Below are 26682 nucleotides of genomic sequence, written 5' to 3' on the forward strand. Positions count from 1 at the left end.
GGGCAGGGAGGCAGGCAGCGGCGCGGCCGTCTCGGGCGGGGTCGCCACCGTCGAGCCGCCGAGCGCCGACAGCGAGGTCAACGCGGCGCCGGACACCGTGAGGGCGAGGACCGCGAGGCGGCGCCGTCGAGGCGAGAGCAGCATGGTTCCCCGTTCCCCTTCGTGAGTGCGAGTGACCGGACGCCCCATGGTGGAAGCGCCGCCTTAAGAAGCGATTAACCCTGACGCCCCGCCGCGCCGCGGGGCGCGGGGAGCGTTTGCGCGCTGGCCTCCGAACGCCTATGTGTCGGACGCCGGACGGCCGAGTTGGTCCCCCAAGCTGGTTCCCTTGGTGATCCTCATGCGGGCCGGCCTCCCAACCAGACATCCCGGGGGCGCCGCCCCGACCGGGTGAGGAACGCCAGCATGACGTCGACGCAGACTTCGCAGCGCCTGAGGGGCTCGCTCACCGCCCTGGTGACGCCGTTCCGCGACGGCGCCTTCGACGAGCACGCCTTCCGGGCCTTCGTGGCCTGGCAGATCGAGAACGGCACCCACGGCCTGGTGCCCACCGGCACCACCGGCGAGAGCCCGACGCTGAGCCACGCCGAGCACGACCGGGTGGTCGAGGCCTGCATCGACGAGGCCGCCGGCAAGGTGCCGGTGGTGGCCGGCGCCGGCTCCAACTCCACGGCGGAGGCGGTCGAGCGGGCCCGTCATGCGGAGAAGGCCGGGGCGGACGCGCTGCTCATCGTCACGCCCTACTACAACAAGCCGACCCAGGAAGGGCTGTACCAGCACTTCAAGGCGGTGAACGATGCGGTCGGCATTCCCATCCTGATCTACAACATTCCCGGCCGCTCGGTGATCGACATGAGCGTCGACACCATGAAGCGGCTCTACGAGCTGCCCAACATCGCCGGGGTGAAGGATGCCACCGCCAACGTGGCTCGCGTCAGCCTCCAGCGCCAAGCCATGGGCGAAGACTTCGTCCAACTTTCTGGCGAAGATGCGACGGCTCTGGGATTCATGGCGCATGGCGGCCACGGCACGATCTCGGTCTCCTCGAACGTCGCGCCGCGCCTCTGCGCCGACTTCCAGGAGGCCTGCCTCGCCGGCGACTTCCGCGCCGCGCTCGGCCTGCACGACCGGCTGATGCCGCTCCACACCCACCTCTTCGCCGAGACCAACCCGTCGCCGACGAAGTACGCCCTCGCCCGGCTGGGCCTGATGCGCGAGGACGTGCGCCTGCCGATGGTGCCGGTGGGCGAGGGGACCCGCGCCCTCGTCGACGGGGCGCTGCGCCACGCCGGCCTCACCAACGGCTGAGCCGCACCCTATATCCGACGGGAGCCCCGGGGCTCCCGTCGCCCGTTTCCCAGGATCTCCGCCGCCCGATGGCCAAGAAACCCGAGCCGAAGAACCGCGTCGTCGCCGACAACCGGAAGGCCCGCTTCAACTACGAGATCACCGACACGGTGGAGGCGGGCATCGCGCTGACGGGCACCGAGGTGAAGTCCCTGCGCGGCGGCAAGGCGACGATCGGCGAGGCCTTCGCCGGCCCCTCCGGCAACGACCTCCTGCTGTTCAACGCCTATATCCCCGAATATCTTGAGGCGAACCGCTTCAACCACGACACCAAGCGGCCCCGCCGCCTGCTGCTGCACCGGCGCCAGATCGACAAGTTCATCGGCGCGACCCAGCGCGAGGGCTACACCGTGGTGCCGCTGAAGATCTACTTCAACGAGCGCGGCCGGGCGAAGGTCGAGCTGGGGCTCGGGCGCGGCAAGAAGCTCCACGACAAGCGCGAGACGGCCAAGGAGCGCGACTGGCAGCGCGACAAGGCGCGGCTGATGCGCGACAAGGGCTGAAGACGCAAACCTCGATCGGCACGCCCTGATCGACATGACCCTGCGAACGGCCGCTGCGGGTGGTTTTCGGGGCGTTCCGCGTCGGAGCGGCGATGGCGCTCCGATCCTGCCGCCCGCGAGAGGAGGGAATGGGACAGGGGCGATACCATCACCTGAGCTGGCTGCACGGTGTGGAGGTCTTCGAGGCCGACATCCGCTCGCATAGCTTCGGCCGCCATTCGCACGAGGGCTTCGCCATCGGGGCGATCACCGCCGGGGTGGGCGGTTACCGGTTCCGGGGCGCCGACGTGCTCCTGCCGGCAGGATCGCTGTCCCTGATGAACCCGGACGAGGCGCATACCGGGCACGCGGCCTCGGGGGCGCTGCGCTACGACATGGTCTATGCCAGCGAGGACGCGGTTCGCGCACTTCTGGACCTGCCCCGCCTGTCCGGCTTCTCGGAGGTGGCGCCGGAGGATCGCGGCCGGGACCTCGCCGGACGGCTGTCCCGTCTCACCCACTGTCTTCGGACCAAGGGAGGGCCGGATCGACGCCTGGCGATCGAGGAAGGCCTGCATGCCGTCCTCGGGGCCGCCTTCGTCCGGCATGGCGCCGCCGACTTGCGGCCGGCGGGTGCCGAGCGGCGGGCCATCGCGCAGCTGCGAGAGCGGATCGCCGCAGCCGTCGAGGAGGGAAGCCCGCTTTCGCTCGGGGACCTTGCGGCCGGCATCGGCCTCCACCCCTCCTATCTCGTGCGCAGCGTGCGCCGGAGCACCGGCCTGACGCCGCATGCGCTCGTGATCCAGCGGCGCGTCGGGCGCGCGCGCGATCTTCTGCTGCGGGGGATGCCGGCGGCGCAGGTGGCGGCGGAGGCCGGCTTCAGCGACCAGGCGCACATGATCCGCCTGTTTCGCCGGCACTACGGCGTCACGCCGGGCGCCCTGATCGCGCATTGAAGGTCAATTTCCTTCAATCCGAGGGGGCGACGGGCGGGCGATGAGCCGGGCGGAAGGGAGTTCCGCCATGTCGCTCAAACCCGTCGTCATCCTCGCCGAGACCCTGCCCGTCGGCCTGAAGGCCAATTTCGCGGCCGTGCTCGCCATGACCCTCGGCCGACGCCTGCCCGAGCTCGTCGGCCCCGACACGCCGACCGGCGACGGCGTCCCCCTGCCCGGCATCACCACCGTCGCCCTTCCGATCCTCGGCGCGCCCCCGGCCGAGCTGCCCCGCCTCTTCATGGACGCGGAGGGGCTGCCGCTGCGCCTCGTCTACATGCGCTCCGCCTTCGAGGCCCGGAGCTACGAGGATTACACGCTCCGGATCGCGTCGAGCCCGCTGCCCGAGCACGAGCCCCAGGCGCTTCTTCTCGCCGGCCCCCGCAAGGCGGTGGATCGCCTCTGCGGCCGTCTGGCCCTGGTGCGCTAGCCATGCCGCCCATGGAGAGCCTGATGGCCATGTCCGTCTTCGCGCTGGTCGCCTCGGCGACGCCGGGGCCGGTGAACATCGTCGGCGCGCTATGCGGTGCCCGGTTCGGGCCGGCTCGCGCGCTTCCCTTCGTCACGGGGGCGACCCTGTGCTTCACCGCCCTGCTGCTGGTCTTCGGGGCGGGAGTGCAGATCGGCGCGGCGTGGATGTCGGCGCTGACCAAGCCGATGACCTTGGCCGGTGGCGGCTACCTCCTCTGGCTGGCGTGGCGCCTTGCCCGAGCCGGCGAGCCGGTCCGGGGTGAAGCGGCGGCCTCGGTGCCGGGCTTCTGGTCCGGCTTCGTCATCCAGGGGCTGAACCCGAAGGCCTGGATCGCTGCGGTTTCGGCGTTGACGACGTTCGTCCTGCCGCTTCCCGATCCGGGTAAGGCGCTCGTCGTCTTCGCGGCCCTGTTTACCGGCATCTGCTGGCTGTCCCTCGCAGCCTGGGCTTGTGGCGGCGCAGGAATCGGGCTGCGGTCGTTCGCGGGGTTCAACCGCGCGATGGCCGCGCTCCTCGTCGCCTCCGTCGCCTGGATGCTCTGGTCGGTCGCGTCGGCCTGACCCGTCGGCCCATCGAGAGGAGCGGTGGATCGACGGCGCGCGGCGCCGAAGGGCCGCGAGCCGCCCCGCTGATCGAGTTGTGATCGTGAGGGCATCGTCAGGAGCAAGACGCCGCACTGACAACGCCGCCCCGGCCTCCTAGCTCTGGTCTCCTGACCCGTAGGTCGTCCGGCTCACGCAGGTCGAGGCCAGCGCGGAGGCGCCGATGTTCGTCGAGGGAGGATGGCGGCCGCCCTGGGAGCCGCCGCCGCGCCCGCCCCAGCCCCGGCTGACCGGGCATCAGGAGCGGATGCTGATCTGGATCATCGTCGTCAACGTTCTGCTGTGGTTCCTCGCCCCGATCGGCGGCGCGACGGTGATCCACGCCGCCATCGCGATCATGCAATAGGGGGCGCCGCCGCAGCCCAGCCGCGCGCCGCCCCGAATTGCCGCCCCCCGACCCCCGTGCTAGCGCGACGTCTCAAAGCAACGGACGAAGCGAGCATCATGGCGCGGCGCCCCCTCCTCTCCGGCGACATGCTGCCGCTGCTCCTCCGGCTCTGGCGCGACTGGCTGCGGCCGCATGCCGGCACGCTCGCCATCGTGCTTGTGCTGATCGCGGTGATCGGCGCCGCCACAGGCTTCTACCCGGCGCTGATCAAGGCCGCCTTCGACGCCTTCGACGCCAAGGATGCCGGCGCGCTCGCCTATGGCCCGATCCTGGTGATCGCCGTCACCGCATTGCGCGGCTTCGCGCTGCTCGGCCAGACGGTGCTGACCAACCGGGTCGTCACCCGGATCGAGGCCGACATGCAGGCGGCGCTCTACGGCCACATGATCGAGCAGGACCTGGCCCAGCTCGGCCGCGAGAGCCCGGCGAGCCTCACGCAACGCTTCACCACCGACTTCGCCTTCATCAAGGAGGCGCTGACGCGCATCTCCACCGTGCTCCTGCGCGACGTGGCGATGCTGATCGCGCTGGTCTGCGCCATGGTGTGGATGGATCCCTGGCTGACGATCGTCGCCGGGGTCACGGTGCCGTTCGTCGCCGGGCCGATCGCCCGGATCGGCAAGAAGCTGCGCCGGGTCTCGACCTCGACCCAGGAGCAGGTCGGCGCCACCGCGAGCCTGATCAGCGAGAGCCTGGCCGGCGTGCGGGTCGCCAAGACCTACGGCCTGGAGGGCTACCTCAAGGGCCGCACCCGTGACGCCCTCGACGAGGTGCGCCGCCTGAAGATGAAGGCCGCCAATGCCCGCGGCCGGCTCGACCCGCTGCTCGAGATCGGCGGCGGCCTCGCGGTGGCGGGCGTCCTCGCCTTCATCGGTCACCGCATCCTCGCGGGCGAGAAGACGGTCGGCGACTTCACCGGCTACGTCGCGGCCCTGCTGCTGGCCGCCCAGCCGGCCCGGGCGCTGGGCAACCTCAACGCCATCCTGCAGGAGGCGCTCGCCGCCCTCTCGCGCACCTTCGCGCTGATGGACGAGGCGCCGACGATCCGGGAGAAACCGGGGGCGCCCGCCTTGCGCGTCGCCGGCGGCGAGGTCCGCTTCGAGGGCGTGCGCTTCCGCTACCGGGACGACGCCCCGGCGCTGGAAGGCATCGACCTGACCGTCCCGGCCGGGCGCACCACGGCGCTCGTCGGCCGCTCGGGCTCGGGCAAGTCGACGCTGCTATCCCTGGTGCCGCGGCTCTACGACGTGACCGAGGGCCGGGTGACGATCGACGGCCAGGACGTGCGCGACGTCTCGCTCGCCTCCCTGCGCCGCGCCGTCGCGGTGGTGTCGCAGGAGGTGGTCCTGTTCGACGACACGATCGCGCAGAACATCGCCTTCGGCCGCGAGGGCGCGAGCCGGGCCGAGATCGAGGACGCCGCCCGGTCCGCGGCGGCCCACGACTTCATCACCGCGAAGGCCGAGGGCTACGACTTCCGGGTCGGGCCCGCCGGCAACCGGCTGTCGGGCGGCGAGCGCCAGCGCATCGCGCTCGCCCGCGCCTTCCTGCGCGACGCGCCGATCCTGCTCCTCGACGAGGCGACCTCGGCCCTCGACGCCGAATCCGAGCAGCTCGTCCAGGCGGCCCTGACCCGGCTGATGCACGGCCGCACCACGCTCGTCATCGCCCACCGCCTCTCGACGGTGCGCGACGCCGACCTGATCGTGGCGATGGAGGGCGGGCGGGTCGCCGAGACCGGCAGCCACGCGGCGCTGATCGCCCGGGGCGGCACCTATGCGCGGCTGCACCGGCTCCAGCTCGCCGACGACCGGGAGCCCGCCTCGGCGGCGCAGGCGTCGTGAAGCCCGCCGGGACGGAGGCGCCCGCCGGCCGGCGCCTGGCCCTCGGCGTCGGCTTCGCGCTCGTCGCGGTCAGCCTGTGGGGCGGCTGGTTCGTCATCACCCGCCGCACGGTGGGGGCGGGGGGCGTGCTCGGGCCCGCCGACCTCGTGGCCTTGCGCTTCGGCATCGGCGGCCTCGTGCTGCTGCCGGTGCTGGCCTTGCGCCTGCGCGGCCTCGACCGGAGGGCGCTGGTGGACGGCGCCATCCTGTACCTCGCGCAGGGTGCGCCGTTCGCGCTCCTGATCTCGATCGCCCTGCGCTACGCCCCCGCGGGCCACGGCGCGGCGCTGACACCCGGCACCATGCCGCTCTTCGCCGCCCTGCTCGGCGCCCTGGTGCTGCGCGACCGGCCGGGGCGGTGGGCTCTGGCCGGCCTCGGCCTGATCGCCGCCGGGGCGATCACCCTGGCGGGCGGCTTTCGCGATGCCGACGAGCTGTTCGGCTACGCCCTCTTCCTCACCGCCGCCCTCCTGTGGGCCGCCGGCACGGTGCGGATGCGCCGCTCGCGCCTCACGGCCCTGGAGGCGACGGCGCTGATCTGCGTCGCCTCGCTCCTCACCTACATCCCGGTCTACCTCGCCTCGGGCCTGTCGCGGCTCGCCGAGGCGCCGGTCGCGGAGGTGGCGCTCCAGGCCCTCTATCAGGGCGTGCTGGTGAGCGTGGTGGCGCTGATCGCCTTCAACCGCTCCCTCGCGCTGATCGGCCGGCGCACCCCGGCCTTCACCGCCCTGGTGCCGGTGATCGCCACGCTGCTGGCGATTCCCGTCCTCGGCGAAGTGCCGGACCCGCTCCATGTCGGCGCCATCCTGGCGATCGGCGCGGGCGTGCTGCTGACGACGCGGGGCTGACGCTCACTCCCGCCGCAGCAGCCGGTCGACCAGCACATCCGACCACAGGCCGGCCCGGAAGTCGCGCTTGAGCGCCTCCGGATCGTAGACGTGCTCGACCCAGTCCAGGAAGCTCAGGCCGTTCGGCTCGCCCTCGGTGAGGTAGCGCTCGAAGAAGGCGTCGAGGATGCCGGTCTTGGCGAAGCGGAAATGGCCGAACCGGGCCGAGAGCTGGCGCGCCGCCTCGCGCACCGGGCGGCCCTCGTGCAGGATCAGGTAGAGGGCGGCGGCGAGGCCCGCCCGGTCGGCGCCGGACTTGCAGTGCAGCACCGCCGGATAGGCGAGGCCGGCGAAGAAGTCCCTGGCGGCGAGCAGGGTCGCCCTGTCGGGCGCCTCGCGCGAGCGCATCACGAACTCGACGAGGGCGAGGCCCTCGCGCTCGCAGGCCTCGCGCTGCAATTGCCAGGAGCCGTGCTCGCGCCCGCCGCGCAGCGAGATGACCGTGCGCACGCCCTGACGCCGGAACCAGGCCAGATCGTGCGGCGCCGGCTGGGCCGAGCGCCAGACCATCCCGCGCCCGATCCGGTGCCGGTTGAGATAGGCCAGGCGAATCACGCCGTGGTCGATCAGCAGCATGTTGGCCCAGGCGCGCAGGCGGCCGCCCGGGCCGGTGATCGGCTGCTCCCACCGGGCGATGCGGGCCATGCGGCGGGCGTAGCGGGTCTCGGGCGGGAGAAAGCGGTTGAGCACGCGGGGCAGGCGCCTGACTTGAAGGGACGAACGCGATTCGCGGTGACGGGCAGCACGCCGCTCTAGCAGCCGCGTGACCTGGCCGCAACGACGGTCCGGCAGATGAGCCGGCTTCCAAGCCTGGCATTGCGCTTGCGATGTCTCCCCCGCATCGTAGGGACGCGATCCGTCGGCTAACAATCGAGGGGGAAGACCGTGAGCACTCAGGTCGTCAGCATTCGCCGGGCCCGGGAACAGGATGCCGGGATGCTGTCGGAGATCTTCGACGCCGCCTGGCGCGAAGCCTATCAGGGCATCATCCCGGGCGTCGCCCTCGACCGGATGCTCGCTCGCCGCGGGCCGCGCTGGTGGCGCTCCACCGTCGGCCGCAGCCGGCCGCTGGTGGTGCTGGAGCTGGGCGACAGCGTCATCGGCTACGTCTCTTATGGCCGCTGCCGCGACCGGGCCCTCAAGGCCGAGGGCGAGATCGACGAGATCTATCTCGCGCCGACCTACCAGGGCCTCGGCTACGGCACCCGGCTGTTCCGGGCGGTGCGCAACGACCTGGCCGACCGCGACGTGCGCCGGGTCGCGGTCTGGTCGCTGGCCGAGAACGACCGGGCGCGGGATTTCTACGAGCGGATGGGCGGGCGCGTCGTCGCCGAGGCCTGCGACCGCATCGCCGGGGCCGACCTCGCCAAGGTCGCCTACCTGTTCGGCTGAGGATCCGGGGCGGGCCTTCGGGCGGCCTGCCTCGCATTCGGTCGCCGGGAGGCCGTCAACTGCTCAATCGTTGCTCACGCGCAGCAACGGGCCCGGCGGCGGCGGTTGTCGCGCAGGGCCGGGCCGCGGCGGAACTTGTCCTCGACTGTTGCACCGACCGTTGCGATCCGGCGCTTGTGCGGGCGCCCGCGGCCCTCTAAGGACCGCGCCATTCAGGGGCGATCGAGCCCTTGCAGGGAGTTTGCTCATGCGCCTCGATGCCATCTCCATCGGCAAGAACCCGCCCGATGACGTCAATGTCGTCATCGAGGTTCCGGTCGGCGGCGAGCCGATCAAGTACGAGATGGACAAGGAGGCCGGGACGCTGATCGTCGACCGGTTCCTCTACACGGCGATGCATTATCCGGGGAACTACGGCTTCATTCCCCACACCCTGTCGGGCGACGGCGACCCGTGCGACGTGCTGATCGCCAACACCCGGGCGATCGTCCCCGGCGCCGTGATGAGCGTGCGCCCGGTCGGCGTCCTGGTGATGGAGGACAATGCCGGCGAGGACGAGAAGATCATCGCCGTCCCGTCGCGCAACCTGACCAAGCGCTACGACCGGATCGAGAACTACACCGACCTGCCCGACATCACGATCCATCAGATCCAGCACTTCTTCGAGCACTACAAGGATCTCGAGCCTGGCAAGTGGGTGAAGATCGTGCGCTGGGGCGACAAGGCCGAGGCGCAGCGCCTGATCCTCGAAGGGATCGAGCGGGCCAAGAAAGCGAAGTAACCAGGAAGGCGGCATGAGGAGGGGCGGGCGCGCTCGCGCCTGCCTCGCCACATTCCCTCATGGACCGCCAGGCGAATCCTTCCCAACGGAATGCGGGCAAGTCCGAGTTCCGCATCCAGGTGCTCAGGTCGGGCCAAGTCCGACTTGGGACGGGGGGAGGGTCGTCGGCGCGTCTCCATGTCCCCGGTCGAGGCTTTCTCGAAGCCTCCGCACCGTAGTCGCAGACCCGTTGCAGGACGCATCGTCGGCACAGCGCGCAGCACGCGCGGGGCGAGACGCGGCTCAAGCTCCCCCGAGACGTCAGCCCACCCGCGCTCACCTCAGCCGGCGCCCGGTCACGGGGCGCATTTCATGGCCCGCTCCAGCGACTTGATTTCAGCGATCTCGGCTCTCAGCCGCGCGGACAGAGGCACATCGGCCTGATCGTCGTACTTGCAGCCGGCATTGCCGAAGTTCCGGATCGCGTTGGCCGTCTTGAAGCAGTAACCTGCCTCCTTGTAGATCATGTTCCGCTGATACCAGAACTCGTCACAGGACTGCGCCAGGCCAGGAGTGGCACCGGCAAGGAACAGCAGAGCGGCAATCGCTGCCTTCTTCATGAATCACACCTGTTTCGAGGATCGACGCGAACGGGGACGGCGCGAGGGCGAGCGCCGCGGCGGCACTGCGCCCCGCTTCGCGGTACCCGATCTCTCAACCGGTCGCCGCAGACGGTCGCGGGTGGCTGTCCGAGATGCGGAGATCGCGTCCGCTCAAGCCCGCGCCGCCGCGGCCGCGCTCGCCGTCCGCGGCGTCTTCACGGCATCGTTGTAGGGCGCGTTGTAGGCCCGGCGCACCGAAGCCCAGTAGGCCTCGCGCTCGCGGGCCGAGAGGCGGCCGAGTGCGGCGTTGAGCGCAGCTTCGCCGGCGGCTTCCAGCCCGCGCAGCTGGTCCGGGGTCACGTCGTGAACGGTGGTCATGGTGGAGGGGTCCCGAGCCCGGTTGGGTTCGGGCGGCACCATGCCACAAGCGCTGCCGTTCCGCACGCCTCCACTTGCCGCAACCACCCTGCGCCCTAAGGGCTGTCCCCGCTGTTTCGAGGACGGGGCACTCCGTCAGCGCGTCCCGCCTCGGCCGGACAGGGCCGGGTTGCGGTCGGCGGCGCGGGCGGCGCTCGGTGGCAGGCCGTCGGCGTCCTGCGGCCTGCCCCAGGCCGGTTGGGATGCGCCGGGCTTCACGCCCTCATGCCGCTCCCTGCTCCAGCCGTAGCCCGCATTGACCCCGGCATAGAAGCCGGTGAAATCCTCGGCGGCGGCCGGCCCGGCGAGGACGCCTGCGAGGGCGAGGCCCGGCAGGACGGCGCGCAAACGGAAAGGAGCGATGGCCAGGGGCCACCGCTCCGTCCGTGTCGATCGATCGCTCGGGCGACGATGCACCGAGGATCAGTCCACGCTGATGCTCTGCGCCTCGCGGCCCTTCATGCCCTCGACCACGCCCATGGTGACCGGCTGGCCTTCGGCGAGGGACTCAAGGCCGGCGCGGGCGAGCGCCGAGCGATGGATGAAGACGTCCTTGCCGCCGTCATTCACCGATACGAAGCCGAAGCCCTTGGCGGGATCGTACCACTTCACGGTGCCGGTCATCTCGGTCGACGGACCGGAGGCGAAGCGGCCACCGCCGCCACCGCGCTCGGGACGATCGCCGTAGCCGCCACCACCGAAGCCGCCGCTGCGCGGGGGACGGGGATCGCGACGGACCGGAGCCTCGGCCGTGCTGGTGTCCACGCTGGTGATGTTGGTCACCTGCGGGCCCTTCTGGCCCTGCGCGGTCTGGACGGTCAGGCGGGTGCCCGGCATCAGATCGGCGTGGCCAGCCGCCTCGACGGCGCGGATGTGGAGGAAGGCGTCGCCCGAGCCGTCGCCGAGCTCGACGAAGCCGAAGCCCTTCTCCTTGTTGAACCACTTGACCGTCGCGTCACGCTCCGGCCCGGAGGGGGCGGCATTGCGCGGCCCGCCGCGGTCGAAGCCACCGCCGCCGCCGCCGAAGCCGCCGCCGCCGTAACCACCACCGCCGCCACCACCGTAGCCGCCGCCACCGCCACCATAGCCACCGCCGTAGCTGCCCTGCGGCGCCTGGTCAGGCCACCGCGGCTCGCCACCACCCTCGTCGAAGCCGCGACGGCGCGGCTCCCTGAAATCACGACCACGTCCCATTAGAAGCTCGCCAAAACGAAAAAACCGCCGACCACCCTTGTACCCCGGTGCGTTCTGTGCCTGACAGCCGACGCCTCGGGATCGTTCCATTCCCGGCTGCGGTGACCAAGATGACCGCCACACTCCTGACGCAACTCAGACCGTACCGCAAGGCGGATCTGCCACGCGTGGCGATGACAGGGGTTACTTTCTCACGTCGCGACCCGGATTGACAGCCCGATTCGGCATCTTTTCCCCGTGTCGATCGCGCATCACTGTGGCACAAGCGCACGTGTCGGGGCCACGAGGCGGAACGGCCGGGGACCCGGGCGACGCCGCGGCGCGTTGCCACCAGCCCCTCGTCACCCGTCCCTCGTCACCAGTCCGTTGCCGCACAGCCGCCGAGGTTCCGATGCCGGCCCATCCCTTTCGTCCGTCGCGCCGCCACGCCGATCTCGGCCCCGACTTCTACGACGTCGTCGCACCCGCCCGCTTTCCGGCCCACATCCTGCGCCACCGCAACCAGCCCTGGGCGGAGCGGGTCGGCCTCGGCGACCTCACCGATGCGGAGTGGATCGCGCATTTCGGCCGGTTCGAGCCGTTGCCCGGCAGTTTCCCGGAGCCGCTGGCGCTCCGCTACCACGGCCACCAGTTCCGCAGCTACAACCCGGAACTCGGCGACGGACGCGGCTTCCTGTTCGCGCAGGTCCACGACCTCTCCGACGGGCGCCTGCTCGATCTCGGCACCAAGGGCAGCGGCCAGACGCCGTGGTCGCGCACCGCCGACGGCCGCCTGACCCTCAAGGGCGGGGTGCGCGAGGTACTGGCCACCACGATGCTGGAGGCGCTCGGCGTCGAGACCTCGAAGTCGTTCAGCCTGATCGAGACCGGGGAGGCGCTCAGCCGCGGCGACGAGCCGTCGCCGACCCGCTCCTCGGTGCTGGTGCGCTCAGCCACTCGCATATCCGCATCGGCACCTTCCAGCGCTTCCGCGCCTACGACGACACCGCCAATTTGCTCCGGCTCCTCGACCACACGATCCGCACCTACCGGCCGGAGACGTGGCGGGACGATCCGGCCGACCGGGCCGCGGCCTTCCTCGCCGACGTCTGCCGCAGAGTCGCCCGCATGGGCGCGCAATGGATGGCGGCGGGGTTCGTCCACGGCGTGCTCAACACCGACAACGTCAACGTGACCGGCGAGAGCTTCGATTACGGTCCGTGGCGCTTCGCGCCGGTCAACGATCCAGCCTTCACCGCCGCCTATTTCGACGAGTACGGCCTCTATGCCTTCGGGCGCCAGCCGGAGGCCCTGGGCTGGAACCTCGCGCGGCTGGCCGAGTGCCTGCTGCCGCTCTCCGACGAGGCACGGCTGGGCGCGGCGATGGACGTGTACGGCCCAGGCCTCCAGGAGGCCTTCGCCCACGCGCTCCTGCGCCGCCTCGGCCTCGCGGTGCCGCAGGACGAGGCGGCGATGCACGCCCTCGTCGGCGCGTTCTGGGCCTTCCTGCAGACGAGCCGGGCACCGTTCGAGCAGGCCTTCTTCGACTGGTACGGGGGACTGGCGAGCGAGGCGCGGGCCGCCCGCAGCCCGGCCGCCGCGCATTATGCCGGCGAGGGCTTCTCGCGCGTGCGCCAGGCGCTCGGCGCCCTCTCGCCCGATCCGGCGGCGCGGCTCGACCATCCGTACTTCGCCCGGGCGACGCCCTGCACGATGCTGATCGACGAGGTCGAAGCTTTGTGGGCGCCGATCGCGGCGGCCGACGACTGGTCGGCCTATCACGCCAAAATGGCGGCGATCGGCGAGATGGCGCAGGCCTACGGCACGGAACCGGGCGGTCCCTGAGGCCGCGGGCGGGGCTCCGGGCCTCCGCGCGCGTCGGCGCCGCTCAAGCCGACGCCCCGGAACAGGTGCCGGCCGAGCGGGTCCATGCGGTAGCCCGTCACCTCGCGGCGCGCGGCCAGGAACACCGCCGAATGGGCGATCGGCACCCACGGCACCTCGCGGGCGAAGATCTCCTGAGCCTGCCGGTAGAGCTCGGCCCGGGTCGCCTGGTCGGGCAGGCGGCGGGCCCGGGTCACCAGGGCGTCGAAGGCGGGGTCGCACCAGCGGGCGACGTTGCTGCCGCCGGGCCGGGCCGGCACACAGCCGAGCAGCACGCCGAGGAAGTTGTCCGGGTCGCCGTTGTCGGCGGTCCAGCCGAACAAGGCCATCGCCGGCACGCCGGCCAGCATCTTGGCCCGGTAGGCGGCCCATTCGTCGGTCATCAGCCGCAGCCGCACGCCGATGCGGGCGAGGTCGGCCTGGATCATGTCGGCGACGCGCCGGCCGTTCGGGTTGTAGGCCCGGCTCACCGGCGGGTACCACAGCTCGGCCTCGAAGCCGGACGGGAACCCCGCCTCGGCCAGGAGCTTCTGCGCCGCCGGACGGTCGAGGGGCGGGTCCTTGAGCGTCGCATCGTGGCCCCACAGGTTCGGCGGCAGGGGCGAGCGGGCCGCCGTGCCGCCGGGGCCGTAGACCCCCGCCACGATCGCCGCCTTGTCGATCGCCATCGCGATGGCGCGGCGCACCCGCAGGTCGTCGAAGGGCGGCTTGGTCACGTTGAGGGCGAGGTAGCCGATATTCAGCTCCTCCTCCCGCATCAGCGTCAGCGCCGGGTCGGTGCGGATCGCCTCGAGATCGGCCGGATTCGGGAACGGCATCAGGTGGCATTCGCCGGCCCGGACCTTGGCCAGCCGCACCGCCGCGTTGGGAGTGATCGAGAACACCAGGGCGTCGATCGGCTGGCGCCCGCCCCAGTAATCCGGGAAGGCGCGGTAGCGCAGGGCGATGTCGGGCTGGAACGCCACGAAGCTGAACGGCCCCGTACCGATCGGCTCGCGGTCGAGGCGCTCCGGCTCGCCGGCCGCCATGAGCGTCGCGGCGTATTCCGCCGACTGGATCGCCCCGAGCGCCATGGCGATGTTCGGCAGGAAGGTGGCGTCGGCCTCGCGCAGGCGAATGCGCACCGTGCGCGGATCGACCGCCTCGACCGCCTCGATCAGGTCGGGCAGGCCCAGATCGCGGAAATAGGCGTACTGGCCGCCGGAGACCGGGTGGAACGGATGGTCGGGCCGCCATTGCCGGGCGATGGAGAACACCACGTCCTCGGCGGAAAGCGGCCGGGTCGGCTTGAACCGGGCGTTGCGGTGGAAGGCGACGCCGGGCCGCAGGGAGAAGGTGTAGTCGCGCCCGTCCGGCGAGATCGTCCAGGATTGCGCGAGGCTCGGGCGGATCGTGGTGGTGCCGGGCTCGAACGCCACCAGGGTATCGAAGACCGGCCAGGCCGCATCCATCCCGGTCGTGGTGGTGACGAGCTGCGGGTTGAGCGATTCGGGGTTGCCCTCGGAGCAGAACACCAGGGTCCTGGCGGCGGCCGGCAGGGTGGTGAGCGCGAGGGCCGCGCATAACGGCAACGCGGTGCGCAGCACGGCCCGATACCATGTCCCCCGTCGTCGCTCCGTACCGGGCATCGCCCCCTCGCATCCACCGTCACGGCATGGCCTGGCTCGGTGTTAGAGCATTTCCCGACGAAGTGGATCCCGGCGCGCCCGAATATCCAGGCACGCCCGAGAAAATACGGCACCGGCGAAGACCGGAGAGCGCCGCCTCCGGTGGGGGCACGGCTCCCTATTGCGCCGGCACGCGGCTCTCCGCCGCGGCGCGGGCCGGCGCCGGGGCGAGGCAGGCCGGGAACTCGACCCGCACCAAGGTCCCGCCCCCGGCCCGGTTCTCGACCGCGATGCGGCCCTGCAGCTGCCCGGTGACGAGGTTGTAGACGATGTGCATGCCCAGGCCCGAGCTGCCGCGGTGGCGGGCGGTGGTGAAGAACGGGTCGAAGATGCGCTCCCGGTCCGCCGCCGCGATGCCGCGCCCGTCGTCGCGCACCTCGAGGCGCACCCAGCCGGCCTCGCGGGAGACCGCGACCGTGATGTGCCCCGGCGTCCCGTCCGCGAAGGCGTGCACCACCGCGTTCTTGACCAGGTTGGTGATGACCTGGGCCAGCGCCCCCGGATGGGTGTCGACCTCGAACTCCTCCTCCGCCTCGAGCGCGAGGCGGTGCCCGCCCCGGCGCAGCAGCGGCCCGAGGCTGCGCAGGAGTTCGCCGAGCCACTCGCGCAGGGAGAAGCGGCGGTGCTCGTCGCTCACCCGGTCGACCGCGACCTGCTTGAAGCTGTGGACGAGGTCCGCCGCCCGGGCGAGGTTGGCGGTGAGCAGGTGCGAGCCCTCCTGCATCCGGTCGACGAAGTGGGAGAGGCGCGAGCGCGAGAGCTGGCCGGTCTTCGCCACCTCGCCGAAGTCGCGCGCCTCGTCGCGCACCAGGGTCGCGGTGGTGAGCGCGATGCCGAGCGGCGTGTTGATCTCGTGCGCCACCCCGGCGACGAGCTGGCCGAGGGAGGCGAGCTTCTCGGCCTGGATCAGGTCGGACTGGGTCTGGCGCAGCTCGGCCAGCGTCCGGTCGGCCTCCTCCTTGGCGCGGCGGAGCGCCCGCTCGCGCCGGCCGATCTCCTCCACGAACATCGCCGTGGCGCGGGCCATGTCGCCGAGCTCGTCGCGCCGGCGCCCGACGGCGGCCCCGACATCGCGCCGGCCCGGATCGGCGGCGAGCGCCAGCATGCTGCGCTGGAGCTGGCGCAGGGGCCCGGTGATCGAGCGCGCCACCGCGAGGCCCACCGTCGAGCCGACCACCAGGCCGGCGCCGGCGCCGACCAGCAGGAGGCGCAGCAGGAAGGTGCCGAACCGGTCGGCATCGTCGATGAAGATCTCGTTGAGGCTGCGGGCGGTCTCGCCAATCACCGCGGCGAGGCCATCCATCGCCGCGATGCCCTCGTTCTGGCGGCGCAGGCCCTCGACCGTGGTGCCGAGGCGCTCGCGCCAGCCGTCGATGGCCTCGATCATCTCGCCCTGGATCAGCGGCGAGATCGGCAGGGCGGCGGCGGTCTCCGAGAGGCGCCGGCCGTCCTCGAGCATCGAGGCCGCCGCCGGGACGTCGCGCCGGCGCAGGGCCTCGGCGGTGCGCTGGCCGAGCTTGAGGGTCTCCAGCGCGATGTTCTGGGTCGCCTGCTCGGTCTCGTTGGCCTGCACCGCGTAGGAGAGGAGCTGCGTGACCTCGTCGTGCAGGGCGCGCTGGGCCGAGCCGTCGATCTTCAGGACCCGCTCGCACCACTCGTCGAGGACGTTGACCGGGGAGGGGAGCGGCGGGTGGTCTTGGGCCGCGCCGCCCGCCGCGACGGGGCGCGGCTCCTCGGTCCCGCGCCATGCCTCGTAGGCGGCGGTCAGGATCAGGAGCTCCTCGGCCTCGCGCTCGCGCCGGTCGGCCTTCAGTGCCGCGGCGAGGTCGCGGGCGGCGTTGCGCACCTGGACCATCGACGGGGCGCGGTCCCCCCCTCGCGCGGCCGCGATCTCGGCTTGCGCCACCAGGGCGCGCAGCTCGTTGACGGCGCCGACCACGTCCCGGACCTGGCGCAGGGTGGCGGCCTTGGCGGTGAGAGAGACGACGAGGTCGGTATTGGCGGCGCGCTGCCTGTCCCGGGCCTGGTCGGCGAGGCTCACCAGGGCGTCGGCGCGGGCCGCCATCTCGGCGATCAGGCCGTCATTCTCCCGGGTGATCCGCACCAGGGCCTGCATCTGGTCGATCGAATCCTTCAGGGCGGCCCGGGCCGCCTCGATGCGGGCCGCCTGGTCCGGAGTGCGGGCATAGCGGCGCAGGTCGTCGAGGGAGCTGGTCGATTCCGCCGTCAGGCGGGCGAAGCGCTCGGCGTGATCGGTGCGCTCCCCAGGCCGCGCCACCAGGAACTCGTCGCGCACCGTGGTCGACAGGGTCAGGGTTCGGTAGATCGCGCCGGCCAGCACCGCGCCGTCGCGAGCCTTCTCGGCCTGCGCGAGCAGGAGCCACCCCGCGAGCGCGATCAGCGCCGCGATGGCGATCGGCAGACCGCCGACCAGGAAGATCTTGTGGCCGACCCGCATCGTGGCCCCGCTCCGCCGCGGGTGACGACTATGCATTATTTCTCAAGGTCTGCCAGCGCGGGGATGCCGATGGTCCTCATCCGGGCAGCGACGGCCGCCGGCCGGGCCGGCCCACCGTCCCGGCGGCCGGTCCCGGGCGGCGCTTCGTCGCCCGGCCCTCGGACAGTGCCTGCCGACGCGACCGGGCGTCCCGCATCGGGGGCGGTCCTGCCTCCGGGCGGATGAGGGACAGGTGAGCCGGCCGGCAGGCGGCACAGCGATCCGGCGGCGCGCCGAGCATCGCGCGCAATGCCTCCAGCTTCGCGGGATCGCCGTCCAGGAGCTCGTCCAGGAGATCGGCGCTGAAATGCGGCATGGCGGCCCCTGACCTGACAATCCCTTCGCATCGCCCGCAGCGTCAGCCGACCGAGACCCGACCGGGGACCTGGCCAGGGATCCGGACCGGCGCGGCCGGGCGCCGCTCCTCGATCACCCGCACCGGCCGGCGCGGCGCGGTCTCGCGCGGGGCGTCGTCCGGGCGCAGGCAGGCATCGGGCAGGTAGGGCCAGGCCGCTTCCGTGCAGGCGGGGTCAGCCGGGGGCGCCATGGAGGCAGGGACCGCCAGGGGGGCCTCCCGGCCCACGCCCTCGGCCAGACGGGGCTCCGCCTTCGTCGTCATCTCGACGATGCCGACCGTCATCATCGCACTCACCAGCAGGACCCGCGCCACAACCATCTTCGCCTCCTCGCAGCCCTTGCTTCCGGGCTCTTGTGGCGGGCTGTATAGGCGCGGCGCATGTCCGCGAGTTTGCGTCGCAACGCGAATTTCGGCCCATCGCGCCGGTTCATGTTGCTTCCACCGCATCCGACGAAACATTTCGCAGCGCGCGAGACTGATCGCGCGCCAACGAAAAGCCCCCTCTCCAGCAGGAAAGGGGGCTGAAACCTTCGGCGAGACTTTCCATCCCGACAGCCAAGACCCGGTGAGGGCCTCGACCGGATCACTCCGCGGCGGTCTGCTCGGCGGTGAAGTGGCCGCACCAGTCCTGGCCGGCGACGACCGGCCACAGGCCGTGGCCCTGCGGCTCCGGCTGGCTCACCGGCGGGTTGAAGCGGCACAGGCCCTGGTCGCCCGTGGCGGCGGCACCGTTGAGCTTGTGGTCGTCGAAGTAGCGGCAGCTGTTGCAGGCCGCGCCCTGGGTGGTCGCCATGGTGATCTCTCCCGTGCCGTGGGCCGTCTGCCGGCCCCGTCAGTTGCTAATTAGAACAACTAAAAACTGAAGGCAAGAGGGTGCCCCTGGGGAAGGACGGGGAGGGCGGTCGCGCACGCGCCGGCGTGCCCGTGCAGCGAGAAGGCCCCATACAGGTCGTCGACCGCCCGAGCCTCCCTTCATCCGATTATCGAGCCGGGACCGGCAGGTGGCCCCCGGTCGGTCCGCGGAGACCGGGAACCCGGCCCTGCAGAGGAGCGAGGACGAGGCCGCCGACGCCGCGCACGAGCGCGCCGCAGCCGTGGCCGCTTGATTCGCGGCCGTCCGACCGGGATGAGGCATCCGCCTCGATACCGATGCCCGTCAGCGGAGTGGGCGGCAGATGGCAGAGCGCCCGAGCGATGACGGATATCTCCAACCAATCTTGTCGATACGCGCCTCTTTAAGCGTCATAACAGACACTTTACTCGTCAAATGAGGCCACAAACAAACTAAAAAAGCTTGCACTAACAAAACAATTACACACATAAAATCATATTTTGTTCCGTTGTTTTATTTTGTTAGCTCAAAAATACGACGACACCAAACTGACAGTAAACTTTTGTAAGAACTTGGTTATTTTGTTAGTTCAACAAGATGATCTGTGTGTCCCCGCAGTCAAAATGTGGTGATTCTGCCACATTCTTCCGTCAAGGCTGGCCCGGCGCTCTGTTAGATCTTGGATGAGATTGATCAACTCGGCGCCATGAAAGAATGTCCCCTCGCACCGAATGAAGTCCGGTGTGTTTCGGCCGGGCCTGTGCGGCGGCTGAATCTTCGGGGGCATAAGAGGGACATGGTCTCGAGACCGAAGAGGTCTTCGGAACAGAGTCGTTCACCCCTTTCGGGTCCGAAATCTTGGAGGTCTCTATGAAGCTCGTGAAGAGCCTTCTGCTCGGGTCGGCCGCTGGCCTGACCATCGTTGCTGGTGCGCAAGCTGCCGATCTGCCGGTCAGGAAGGCTGCGCCCGTCGAATACGTCCGCGTCTGCTCGACGCATGGTGCCGGCTTCTTCTACATCCCGGGCACCGACACCTGCCTGCGCGTCTCCGGCCGCGCCCGGTTCCAGGCCACCTACATGCAGGCCTACAGCCACGCCGGTGACCTGACCGGTTACCAGGGCCTCGGCCGCCTGAACCTCGATGCCCGCACGGCGACCGGCTACGGCACCCTGCGCGCCTTCGTGCGCTTCGACCTCGCCTACGGCACCGGTCCGTTCCTCGCCTCCGGCACGCAGCGCCTCGCCGGCACCGGCTTCCCGGGCCAGGGCGTCGACACCTTCGGTCGCTCGATCACCACGGTGAACGTCGACAAGGCCTTCATCCAGTTCGCCGGCTTCACCGCCGGTCGCGCGGCCTCGTTCTTCGACTTCTACGCCCACGACCTCGAGTTCGTCGGCTCGTCGCTCGGCTCCGACATCGCCTCGACCAACCTGCTCGCCTACACCGCGACCTTCGGTCAGGGCTTCTCGGCGACGCTGTCGGTCGAAGACCCGCTGCTGCGCCGGACCCCGATCTTCGGCAGCGGCACCGCCGGCTCGAACTTCGTCAACTACCAGGTCTTCACCGCCGGCGCCGGCAACTTCGCCCCGGTCCTCGGCACCAACGGCCTCGGCCAGCCGATCATCGCCGACTACGACGTCGTCCAGCGCCAGCGCCTGCCCGACTTCGTCGGCGCGCTCCGCTACGACGCCGCCTGGGGCTCGGCGCAGGTCTCGGCCGCGGTGCACGAGATCAACACCGCCAATGCGGCTTCGGTGCGCGGCATCGCCGGCGTCTCGACCGCCAACGCGATCGCGCCCCGTCCCTCCACCGATTACGGCTGGGCGGTGCAGGGCGGCCTGAAGCTCAACCTGCCCTTCGTCGCCGCCGGCGACCTGCTCTACCTGCAGGGCTCCTACGGCGAAGGCGCTCTCCGCTACACCGGCTACAACGCCTGGCTCGGCGGCTACACCGCTTCGGCCACGATCGCCTCCGGCACCTCGCTCGGCACCTCGCTGGTCGATGCGGTGGTCGATCCGATCACCGGCAAGCTCGACCTGTCGAAGTCCTGGACCGTCTCCGCGGCCTACCTGCACTACTGGGCTCCCGAGTGGCGTTCGGCCGTGTTCGGCAGCTACGGCGAAGTGTCCTACGGCAAGGCCAGCCGCGCCAATGTGGGCCTCGTGAACCAGATCGGCGGCTTCGCCACCTCGTCGCTGCCGAGCCCGTTCGCGGTCGGCTACGGCTTCTCGAGCGTCCTGCGCGACACCAACATGATCGTCGCGGGCGCCAGCCTGATCTGGTCGCCGGTGCGTGACCTCGACATCGGCATCGAGGGCAACTACGCCCGCCTCGCCCTGCAGAGCGGCCGCGTGATCGACCAGAACAAGGCTCCGGGCTTCGGCGGCGCCAACGTCGTGAACGTGGTGAACGGCGTGCCGGTCGTCGCCGGCGGCGGCGCCCTGCCGACCACCAACGCCACCGACACGTTCCAGATCCGCATGCGCGTCCAGCGCGACTTCTAAGATCGTCGAAGTCGAACAATCGGGGTCCCGGCGCGAGCCGGGGCCCCTTTTTCGTGTCTTCAGCAAAAGACAAGAAAAAAGGCGCACTCGTAGAGTGCGCCTTGCAGGTGCCCTGGGTCTCGAAACTCAGGATATCTTCTTCTAACAGCTTCTTTCTGCCGCTTCAACTGCGGCAATGACGCATTTTTCGCCAAACTGAAGACGAGAACGGACGGATCAAGGTCTAACGCTTCCGCGGGCGTTACCCCGGCCGCAGGGGCACCCGCGCCGCGACGGCCGGATCGACCTCAGGCCCGCTGCTCCTTCAGGCGGCGGACGCACTTGCTGTAATATTGCGGCCAGCGCGGTCCCTGGGCCGCCTTCTCGGGCGGGGCGAGGGCGCGCCACTCGGCGCCGCATTTGCGCTGGCGCTCGCGCGCGGCGAGGCTCCGGACGCTGGGCTCGCGGCGGGGTGCGAGTTCGGAATTCTGCGAGGCTTGACCGAAGGCCGCGGCGGGCGCGGCGACCAGCAGGGTGGCCAGGATCGTGCGGAAGAGGGGCGACGGCATGGGCAGGCTCGCACGGCAGGAGCGCCGCCGGATCGGCCGGCGCGGGACCGACATTGCCATAGCCTGACGCTAGGGCAAGAGGCACAGCCTGCCAGATCCGGTGCAGGCCGTGCCCGGGCACAACACCGTTGCAAGACCGTCGATTGAGACAACCTTCACCCTGTACAGGGTGGGCTCGGGCCTGTTTACCTCTCCGGGATGCCCGATGCGCGACGGACGCCCTCACGTCCCCGCCGTGCGAGAAGGACCGCCCGCATGTCGGCCGTGACGACGCCGCCGATCGACCTCTATTACTGGACGACGCCCAACGGCTGGAAAGCCTCGATCATGCTCGAGGAATGCGGCCTGCCGTACCGGATGGTGCCGATCAACATCGGCAAGGGGGCCCAGACCGCCGCCGAGTTCCTGGCCGTGGCGCCGCACGGCAAGATCCCGGTCATCGTCGACCCGGACGGGCCCGGCGGCGGCCCGATCACGGTGTTCGAGTCGAACGCGATCCTGCAATACCTCGCTCGCAAGACGGGCTTGTTCTATCCGCCCGAGGAGCGGGCCCGCATCGCCGTCGATATCTGGCTGTTCTGGCAAGCGGCGAATTTCGGCCCGACCCTCGGCCAGACCCACCATTTCCGCATCTACGCCTCGGAGAAGATCCCTTACGCGATCGAGCGCTTCACGGCCGCGACGACGAAGCTCTACGCCACGCTCGACGCGCAGCTCGGCCGCCACCCGCACGTCGCGGGCGACGACTACACAATCGCCGACATCGCGATCCTGCCCTGGGCCAAGCTCTGGGAGCGCCAGGGCCAGGACATCGCCGCCTTCCCGAACGTCGCGGCCTGGATCGAGCGGATGAAGGCCCGCCCGGGGGTCCAGCGCGGCTTCCGCCTCAAGCCGGACCCGGAGGAGGCTCCGGGCCCGCGGGTCTGACGGTCAGTTCCCGGCAGGCTCAGTTCCCGGCAGGCTCAGTTCCCGGCAGGCTTGGCCGCCGCGGGCTTCGCCTTCGCCGGCGCCGGGGCAACCTGGGCGAACTCCTCCGGGGCCTTGGTCCAGGTCTGCGAGCCGCACAGGATCTTCAGCATGCAGCCCGAGATCGCGAGCTCGCTGGCGCTCTCACGGCTGACCGAGACGTCGTAGAGCTTGCCCTCTTCGGCATTGTAGATCTGGCCCTTGTAGGCGCCGTCCTCGGGCTTCAGCCCCTCCATCAGGGTGAGGCCGATCACCGGGCGGCTGCGCTTCTTCGGGTCGGGGTTCTTGATGTCGGTGCGCGGCTGGCCCTGGTCGTTGAGGGGCGTCTTCAGCCACACCACCTTGCCGCAGGCATGGGCAGCGCTGGGGCCGCACTTCTCGATCTTGATCTTGGCCCGGCCGTCCTCGGTGAGCCAGGTCCCCGAAGGATCGCCGGCGGAGGCCGCCGCAGCGGCGCCGGCGGAGAGCAGGGAGGCGGCGAGGGTCGGGATCAGGATCGAGCGCATGCAGGAAGCTCCTGGCTGTCCACGGGCCGGTGCGGTCCCATGCGGGGATCGCGGGCACGCGGGAGGGGCGAGGGACGCCGCCGCGGGCGAACCGGGCAGCGTGGCCGAAAGGTCACGTTGAAGCGAGGAAGCCCGAGCTTTGGGGCGATTTTTCGGCCGCGTTGCGGCAGGGCCGCAGCGCCGGCCCGGCGTGCCGGGGGGCCGCGCCCCCTTCCGCGCTTGAGAGGCGCCGGGCCCGCAGCTATAAGCCCGGCGCCGGAGATCCGCATGGACCCGGCGCGCGGGCGCTCGCGCCCGGTGCTGCCGGACCTCGAGGGTCCGGTCCCGCGCGGCATCCCACCGCCCACGCCACCGCTTTTTCTTCGAACGGACGTCCCATGGCCACCGAGCGCACCTTCTCCATCCTGAAGCCCGACGCCACCGCCCGGAACCTCACCGGCGCGGTCAACGCCGTGATCGAGGAGGCGGGCCTGCGCATCGTCGCCCAGCGCCGCATCCGCATGTCCGACGCCCAGGCCAAGAAGTTTTACGAGGTCCACGCCGAGCGCCCGTTCTACGGCGAGCTCGTCGAGTTCATGACCTCGGGCCCGGTCGTGGTCCAGGTGCTCGAGGGCGAGAACGCCGTCGCCAAGTACCGTGAGGTGATGGGCGCCACCAACCCGGCCCAGGCCGCCGAGGGCACCATCCGCCAGAAGTTCGCGAAGTCGGTCGGCGAGAACACCGTCCACGGCTCCGACAGCCTCGAGAACGCCGCCATCGAGATCAAGCAGTTCTTCGACGAGAAGGACATCGTCGGCTAAGCGTTTCCCCCGGCGGGAAAGGCCGATAGGTTGAGAGCCCTCGCCGCCCAGCGGCGGGGGTTTTTTCATGCGAGGAGCGAGCGGTGACGGCGCAGCCACGGATCGAGCGGACGACCTCCACCTGCCCGCACGACTGCCCGTCGGTCTGTGCCCTCGAGGTCGAGGTGATCGACGGCGCCACGATCGGCCGGGTGCGCGGCAACCCGCGCCACAGCTACACGGCGGGCGTGGTCTGCGCCAAGGTCGCCCGCTACGCCGAGCGCATCCACCATCCCGACCGGCTGACGCAGCCCCTCATCCGCACCGGACCGAAGGGCTCCGGCGAGTTCTCGGCCATCGGCTGGGACGAGGCGCTCGACCGGGTGGCCGAGGAATTCCGCAAGGCCGAGGCCGCGCACGGGCCGGAAGCGGTCTGGCCCTATTACTATGCCGGCACGATGGGGCTGGTGATGCGCGACGGCATCAACCGCCTGCGCCATGCCAAGGGCTATTCGGGCCAGTATTCGACCATCTGCACCACGCTCGCCTGGTCGGGCTACATCGCCGGCACCGGCCGCCTCGGCGGGGTCGATCCGCGCGAGATCGCCGAGAGCGACTGCGTGGTGATCTGGGGCACCAACCCGGTGCACACCCAGGTCAACCTAATGACCCACGTCCAGGCCGCCCGGAAGAACCGCGGCGCCAAGGTGGTGGTGGTCGACATCTACGACAACCCGACGATGAAACAGGCCGACCTCGCCCTGCTGCTGCGGCCGGGGACCGACGGGGCGCTCGCCTGCGCGGTGATGCACGTGCTGTTCCGCGATGGTCTCGCCGACCGCGACTACATGGCCCGCTACACCGACTGCCCGGAGGAACTGGAGGCCCATCTCCAGACCCGCGACCCCGCCTGGGCCGCCGCCATCACCGGCCTCGCCGTCGAGGAGATCGAGCGTTTCGCCCATCTCGTCGGGCGCACCAGGAACACCTTCTTCCGCCTTGGCTACGGCTTTTCCCGCAGCCGCAACGGCGCCGCCAACATGCATGCGGCCCTCTGCATCCCGGCGGTGACGGGGGCCTGGCAGCACCGCGGCGGCGGCGCCTTCCATTCGAACAGCGGCGTGTTCGGGCTCAACAAGCGCCTGATCGAGGGGCTCGACGTCGTCCGCCCCGGCACCCGCATGCTCGACCAGTCGCAGATCGGCCGGGTGCTCACCGGGGACGCCGAGGCCCTGCGCCACGGCCCGCCGGTGACCGCGATGCTGATCCAGAACACCAACCCGGTCTCGGTCGCCCCCGAGCAGGAGCTGGTGAAGCAGGGCTTCGCCCGCGACGACCTGTTCGTCTGCGTCCACGAGCAGTTCATGACCGAGACCGCCCGGATGGCCGATCTCGTCCTGCCCGCCACGATGTTCCTGGAGCACGACGACCTCTATACCGGCGGCGGCCAGCAGCACATCCAGCTCGGCCTCAAGCGCATCGAGCCGCCTCACCTGTGCCGCTCGAACCACGAGGTGATCGTGGGTCTGGCCGAGCGCCTCGGCGCCGAGCACCCGGGCTTCGCCATGAGCCCGCGCGAGCTCATCGACGCCACGCTCAAGGCCTCGCGCCGCGGCAGCCTGGCGGAGATGGCGGGGGACGGCTTCCTCGACGTCCAGCCCGCCTTCGAGCGCGCCCATTTCCTCGACGGCTTCGCCTATCCGGACCGCCGCTTCCGCTTCCGGCCCGACTGGAGCAAGGTGCCGGTGGCGCAGGACGGCCCGCGCGGCCCGGCGATGCCGCCGCTCCCCGACCATTGGGAGGCGCCCCTGATGGCGGCGACGGCGGACCACCCGTTCCGCCTCGCCACCAGCCCGGCGCGCAACTTCCTCAATTCGAGCTTCACCGAGACCCCGACCTCCCTCGCCAAGGAGCGCCACCCGACCGTGATGATCCACCCGGAGGATGCCGGGCCGCTCGGGATCGGGGAGGGGGCGTGGGTGCGTCTCTCCAACGACCGCGGCACGGTGACGTTGCGGGCGACGCTGTTTCCCGGCCTGCGCCGCGGGGTGCTGATCGCCGAATCGATCTGGCCCAACGACGCCTACCCGGACGGGCGCGGCATCAACACCCTCACGGGAGCCGACGCGCCCGCCCCGTTCGGCGGCGCCGCCTTCCATGACAACCGCGTCGCGATCGCGGCCCTGCCGCAGTAGCGGCGCTCGCGGTCGTTAATCCCTCGGTGTGGCCCGCCCGCCCTTGTGCGGGCGGGGAGTTTCGGCGTCCAACGGTCAAGCTTGACGACAAGCAGCCCAACGGACCTCATTGCAATGCGTCTCCGCACCTTCCTCGCCGCCGGATTCCTCGCGCTCGGCGCCGGATTTCTCGCGCTCGGCGCCCCCTCGGCTTTCGCCGGCGCCTCCTCGTCGCAGCTTGAGGCCTACCAGCCCGATCCGGCCCTGCGCACCGCCCCCACGTCGGAGCTCGAGGCGCGGGTGCGCCGCTCCTGCGCGGTGATCCAGGCCCGGATGCAGAACGCCGCCGAGACCAGCTTCGAGCGTCCCTGCGGCTGCTACGCGAAGACCACCCTGCGCGCCCTCGACGCCTCAGAGATCGAGGCCTACCGCACCACCGGCTATTTCAACGATTCGGCCCGCGCCAAGGCGCTCGGCGCCATCGACAGCTGCAAGCTGCAGCGGCCGATCTGAGCGCGGGGCGCCCCGAGCCCGAGGCTGCTCACCTCACGCGGAACGACGCTCCC

Annotated in this window: 26 protein-coding genes and 1 pseudogene; 16 read left to right on the plus strand and 11 right to left on the minus strand. The window is 70.9% G+C overall.

Annotated features, from left to right (window positions below; genetic code table 11):
* Positions 1-405 precede the first annotated feature (405 nt).
* From dapA to VQ03_RS13020, 8 genes are all read left to right on the plus strand, one after another.
* On the plus strand, positions 406-1308 hold the full coding sequence (gene dapA, locus VQ03_RS12985; RefSeq protein ID WP_048451307.1) for a 4-hydroxy-tetrahydrodipicolinate synthase: 903 nt from the start codon (positions 406-408) through the stop codon (positions 1306-1308).
* Positions 1309-1376: 68 nt separating this feature from the next.
* A complete protein-coding gene (gene smpB / locus VQ03_RS12990; protein ID WP_048428442.1) occupies positions 1377-1850 on the plus strand; it encodes an SsrA-binding protein SmpB in 474 nt (157 codons plus the stop codon).
* 128 nt (positions 1851-1978) lie between these two features.
* Positions 1979-2785: an AraC family transcriptional regulator gene (locus tag VQ03_RS12995; RefSeq protein ID WP_048451308.1), complete on the plus strand. Its 807-nt coding sequence runs from the start codon at positions 1979-1981 to the stop codon at positions 2783-2785.
* A gap of 67 nt (positions 2786-2852) precedes the next feature.
* Positions 2853-3254 (plus strand): DUF2000 domain-containing protein, encoded by a 402-nt coding sequence (locus VQ03_RS13000; RefSeq protein ID WP_048451309.1) that lies wholly within the window; start codon positions 2853-2855, stop codon positions 3252-3254.
* Between the two features lie 23 nt (positions 3255-3277).
* Entirely contained in the window at positions 3278-3856 is a 579-nt protein-coding gene (locus VQ03_RS13005) for a LysE family translocator (RefSeq protein WP_167376089.1), read from the plus strand.
* Between the two features lie 205 nt (positions 3857-4061).
* Positions 4062-4244, plus strand: coding sequence for a hypothetical protein (locus VQ03_RS13010; protein WP_048451310.1), 183 nt, complete (start codon positions 4062-4064; stop codon positions 4242-4244).
* Positions 4245-4342: 98 nt separating this feature from the next.
* Positions 4343-6130, plus strand: a complete 1788-nt coding sequence (locus tag VQ03_RS13015) for an ABC transporter ATP-binding protein (protein ID WP_208605509.1) — start codon at positions 4343-4345, stop codon at positions 6128-6130.
* On the plus strand, positions 6127-7017 hold the full coding sequence (locus tag VQ03_RS13020; protein ID WP_048451311.1) for a DMT family transporter: 891 nt from the start codon (positions 6127-6129) through the stop codon (positions 7015-7017). The genes VQ03_RS13015 and VQ03_RS13020 overlap by 4 nt, the downstream gene beginning before the upstream one ends.
* Positions 7018-7020: 3 nt before the next feature.
* On the opposite strand, the gene VQ03_RS13025 is transcribed toward VQ03_RS13020, so the two are convergent.
* Positions 7021-7746, minus strand: a complete 726-nt coding sequence (locus tag VQ03_RS13025) for a fused DSP-PTPase phosphatase/NAD kinase-like protein (protein WP_048451312.1) — start codon at positions 7744-7746, stop codon at positions 7021-7023.
* Positions 7747-7941: 195 nt separating this feature from the next.
* On the opposite strand from VQ03_RS13025, the gene VQ03_RS13030 reads away from it, so the two are divergent.
* Positions 7942-8448 carry a GNAT family N-acetyltransferase gene (locus VQ03_RS13030; RefSeq protein WP_048451313.1) on the plus strand — a complete coding sequence of 169 codons (507 nt, stop codon included), beginning with the start codon at positions 7942-7944 and terminating at the stop codon, positions 8446-8448.
* Positions 8449-8695: 247 nt separating this feature from the next.
* Positions 8696-9229, plus strand: a complete 534-nt coding sequence (gene ppa / locus VQ03_RS13035) for an inorganic diphosphatase (protein ID WP_048451314.1) — start codon at positions 8696-8698, stop codon at positions 9227-9229.
* Positions 9230-9564: 335 nt separating this feature from the next.
* Here the strand turns inward: ppa and VQ03_RS13040 are convergent, their stop codons facing one another.
* From VQ03_RS13040 to VQ03_RS35030, 4 genes are all read right to left on the minus strand, one after another.
* Positions 9565-9828, minus strand: a complete 264-nt coding sequence (locus tag VQ03_RS13040) for a YARHG domain-containing protein (protein ID WP_048451315.1) — start codon at positions 9826-9828, stop codon at positions 9565-9567.
* Positions 9829-9981: 153 nt separating this feature from the next.
* On the minus strand, positions 9982-10188 hold the full coding sequence (locus VQ03_RS13045; protein ID WP_048451316.1) for a hypothetical protein: 207 nt from the start codon (positions 10186-10188) through the stop codon (positions 9982-9984).
* Between the two features lie 135 nt (positions 10189-10323).
* The gene (locus tag VQ03_RS13050; protein ID WP_048451317.1) at positions 10324-10575 is read right to left on the minus strand and encodes a hypothetical protein; all 252 of its coding nucleotides are present in this window, start codon (positions 10573-10575) and stop codon (positions 10324-10326) included.
* A gap of 75 nt (positions 10576-10650) precedes the next feature.
* A complete protein-coding gene (locus VQ03_RS35030) occupies positions 10651-11421 on the minus strand; it encodes a cold-shock protein (RefSeq protein WP_048451318.1) in 771 nt (256 codons plus the stop codon).
* 391 nt (positions 11422-11812) lie between these two features.
* On the opposite strand from VQ03_RS35030, the pseudogene VQ03_RS13060 reads away from it, so the two are divergent.
* Positions 11813-13245: pseudogene (locus tag VQ03_RS13060) on the plus strand (protein adenylyltransferase SelO).
* On the opposite strand, the gene VQ03_RS13065 reads toward VQ03_RS13060, so the two are convergent.
* The 4 genes from VQ03_RS13065 to VQ03_RS13085 all read right to left on the minus strand — a co-directional run bounded on the left by VQ03_RS13065 (position 13218) and on the right by VQ03_RS13085 (position 18599).
* Positions 13218-14912 (minus strand): ABC transporter substrate-binding protein, encoded by a 1695-nt coding sequence (locus VQ03_RS13065; protein ID WP_083467975.1) that lies wholly within the window; start codon positions 14910-14912, stop codon positions 13218-13220. The pseudogene VQ03_RS13060 and the gene VQ03_RS13065 overlap by 28 nt on opposite strands.
* Before the next feature lie 157 nt (positions 14913-15069).
* Entirely contained in the window at positions 15070-17409 is a 2340-nt protein-coding gene (locus VQ03_RS13070; RefSeq protein ID WP_048451319.1) for a sensor histidine kinase, read from the minus strand.
* 397 nt (positions 17410-17806) lie between these two features.
* Entirely contained in the window at positions 17807-18124 is a 318-nt protein-coding gene (locus tag VQ03_RS13080) for a hypothetical protein (RefSeq protein WP_048451320.1), read from the minus strand.
* Between the two features lie 265 nt (positions 18125-18389).
* Positions 18390-18599, minus strand: a complete 210-nt coding sequence (locus tag VQ03_RS13085) for a hypothetical protein (RefSeq protein WP_048451321.1) — start codon at positions 18597-18599, stop codon at positions 18390-18392.
* 909 nt (positions 18600-19508) lie between these two features.
* On the opposite strand from VQ03_RS13085, the gene VQ03_RS13090 reads away from it, so the two are divergent.
* Complete coding sequence (locus tag VQ03_RS13090; protein ID WP_048451322.1) at positions 19509-21143, plus strand: porin; 1635 nt, start codon at positions 19509-19511, stop codon at positions 21141-21143.
* A gap of 287 nt (positions 21144-21430) precedes the next feature.
* On the opposite strand, the gene VQ03_RS13095 is transcribed toward VQ03_RS13090, so the two are convergent.
* Positions 21431-21691: a hypothetical protein gene (locus tag VQ03_RS13095; RefSeq protein WP_157064093.1), complete on the minus strand. Its 261-nt coding sequence runs from the start codon at positions 21689-21691 to the stop codon at positions 21431-21433.
* A gap of 255 nt (positions 21692-21946) precedes the next feature.
* Here VQ03_RS13095 and VQ03_RS13100 point away from each other — a divergent pair, with 255 nt between their 5' ends.
* Positions 21947-22618, plus strand: coding sequence for a glutathione S-transferase family protein (locus VQ03_RS13100; RefSeq protein WP_048451323.1), 672 nt, complete (start codon positions 21947-21949; stop codon positions 22616-22618).
* Between the two features lie 35 nt (positions 22619-22653).
* Here VQ03_RS13100 and VQ03_RS13105 read toward each other — a convergent pair whose 3' ends face one another.
* Positions 22654-23163, minus strand: a complete 510-nt coding sequence (locus VQ03_RS13105) for a DUF2147 domain-containing protein (RefSeq protein ID WP_048451324.1) — start codon at positions 23161-23163, stop codon at positions 22654-22656.
* 377 nt (positions 23164-23540) lie between these two features.
* Here VQ03_RS13105 and ndk point away from each other — a divergent pair, with 377 nt between their 5' ends.
* The 3 genes from ndk (at position 23541) to VQ03_RS13120 (ending at position 26629) form a co-directional block, all read left to right on the plus strand.
* Positions 23541-23963: a nucleoside-diphosphate kinase gene (gene ndk, locus VQ03_RS13110; RefSeq protein ID WP_048451325.1), complete on the plus strand. Its 423-nt coding sequence runs from the start codon at positions 23541-23543 to the stop codon at positions 23961-23963.
* A gap of 83 nt (positions 23964-24046) precedes the next feature.
* Entirely contained in the window at positions 24047-26137 is a 2091-nt protein-coding gene (locus tag VQ03_RS13115) for a molybdopterin-containing oxidoreductase family protein (protein ID WP_048451326.1), read from the plus strand.
* Between the two features lie 114 nt (positions 26138-26251).
* Complete coding sequence (locus tag VQ03_RS13120; RefSeq protein ID WP_048451327.1) at positions 26252-26629, plus strand: hypothetical protein; 378 nt, start codon at positions 26252-26254, stop codon at positions 26627-26629.
* The last annotated feature ends 53 nt before the right edge of the window (positions 26630-26682 follow it).

It is taken from the genome of Methylobacterium tarhaniae (assembly GCF_001043955.1).
GTDB lineage: Bacteria > Pseudomonadota > Alphaproteobacteria > Rhizobiales > Beijerinckiaceae > Methylobacterium > Methylobacterium tarhaniae.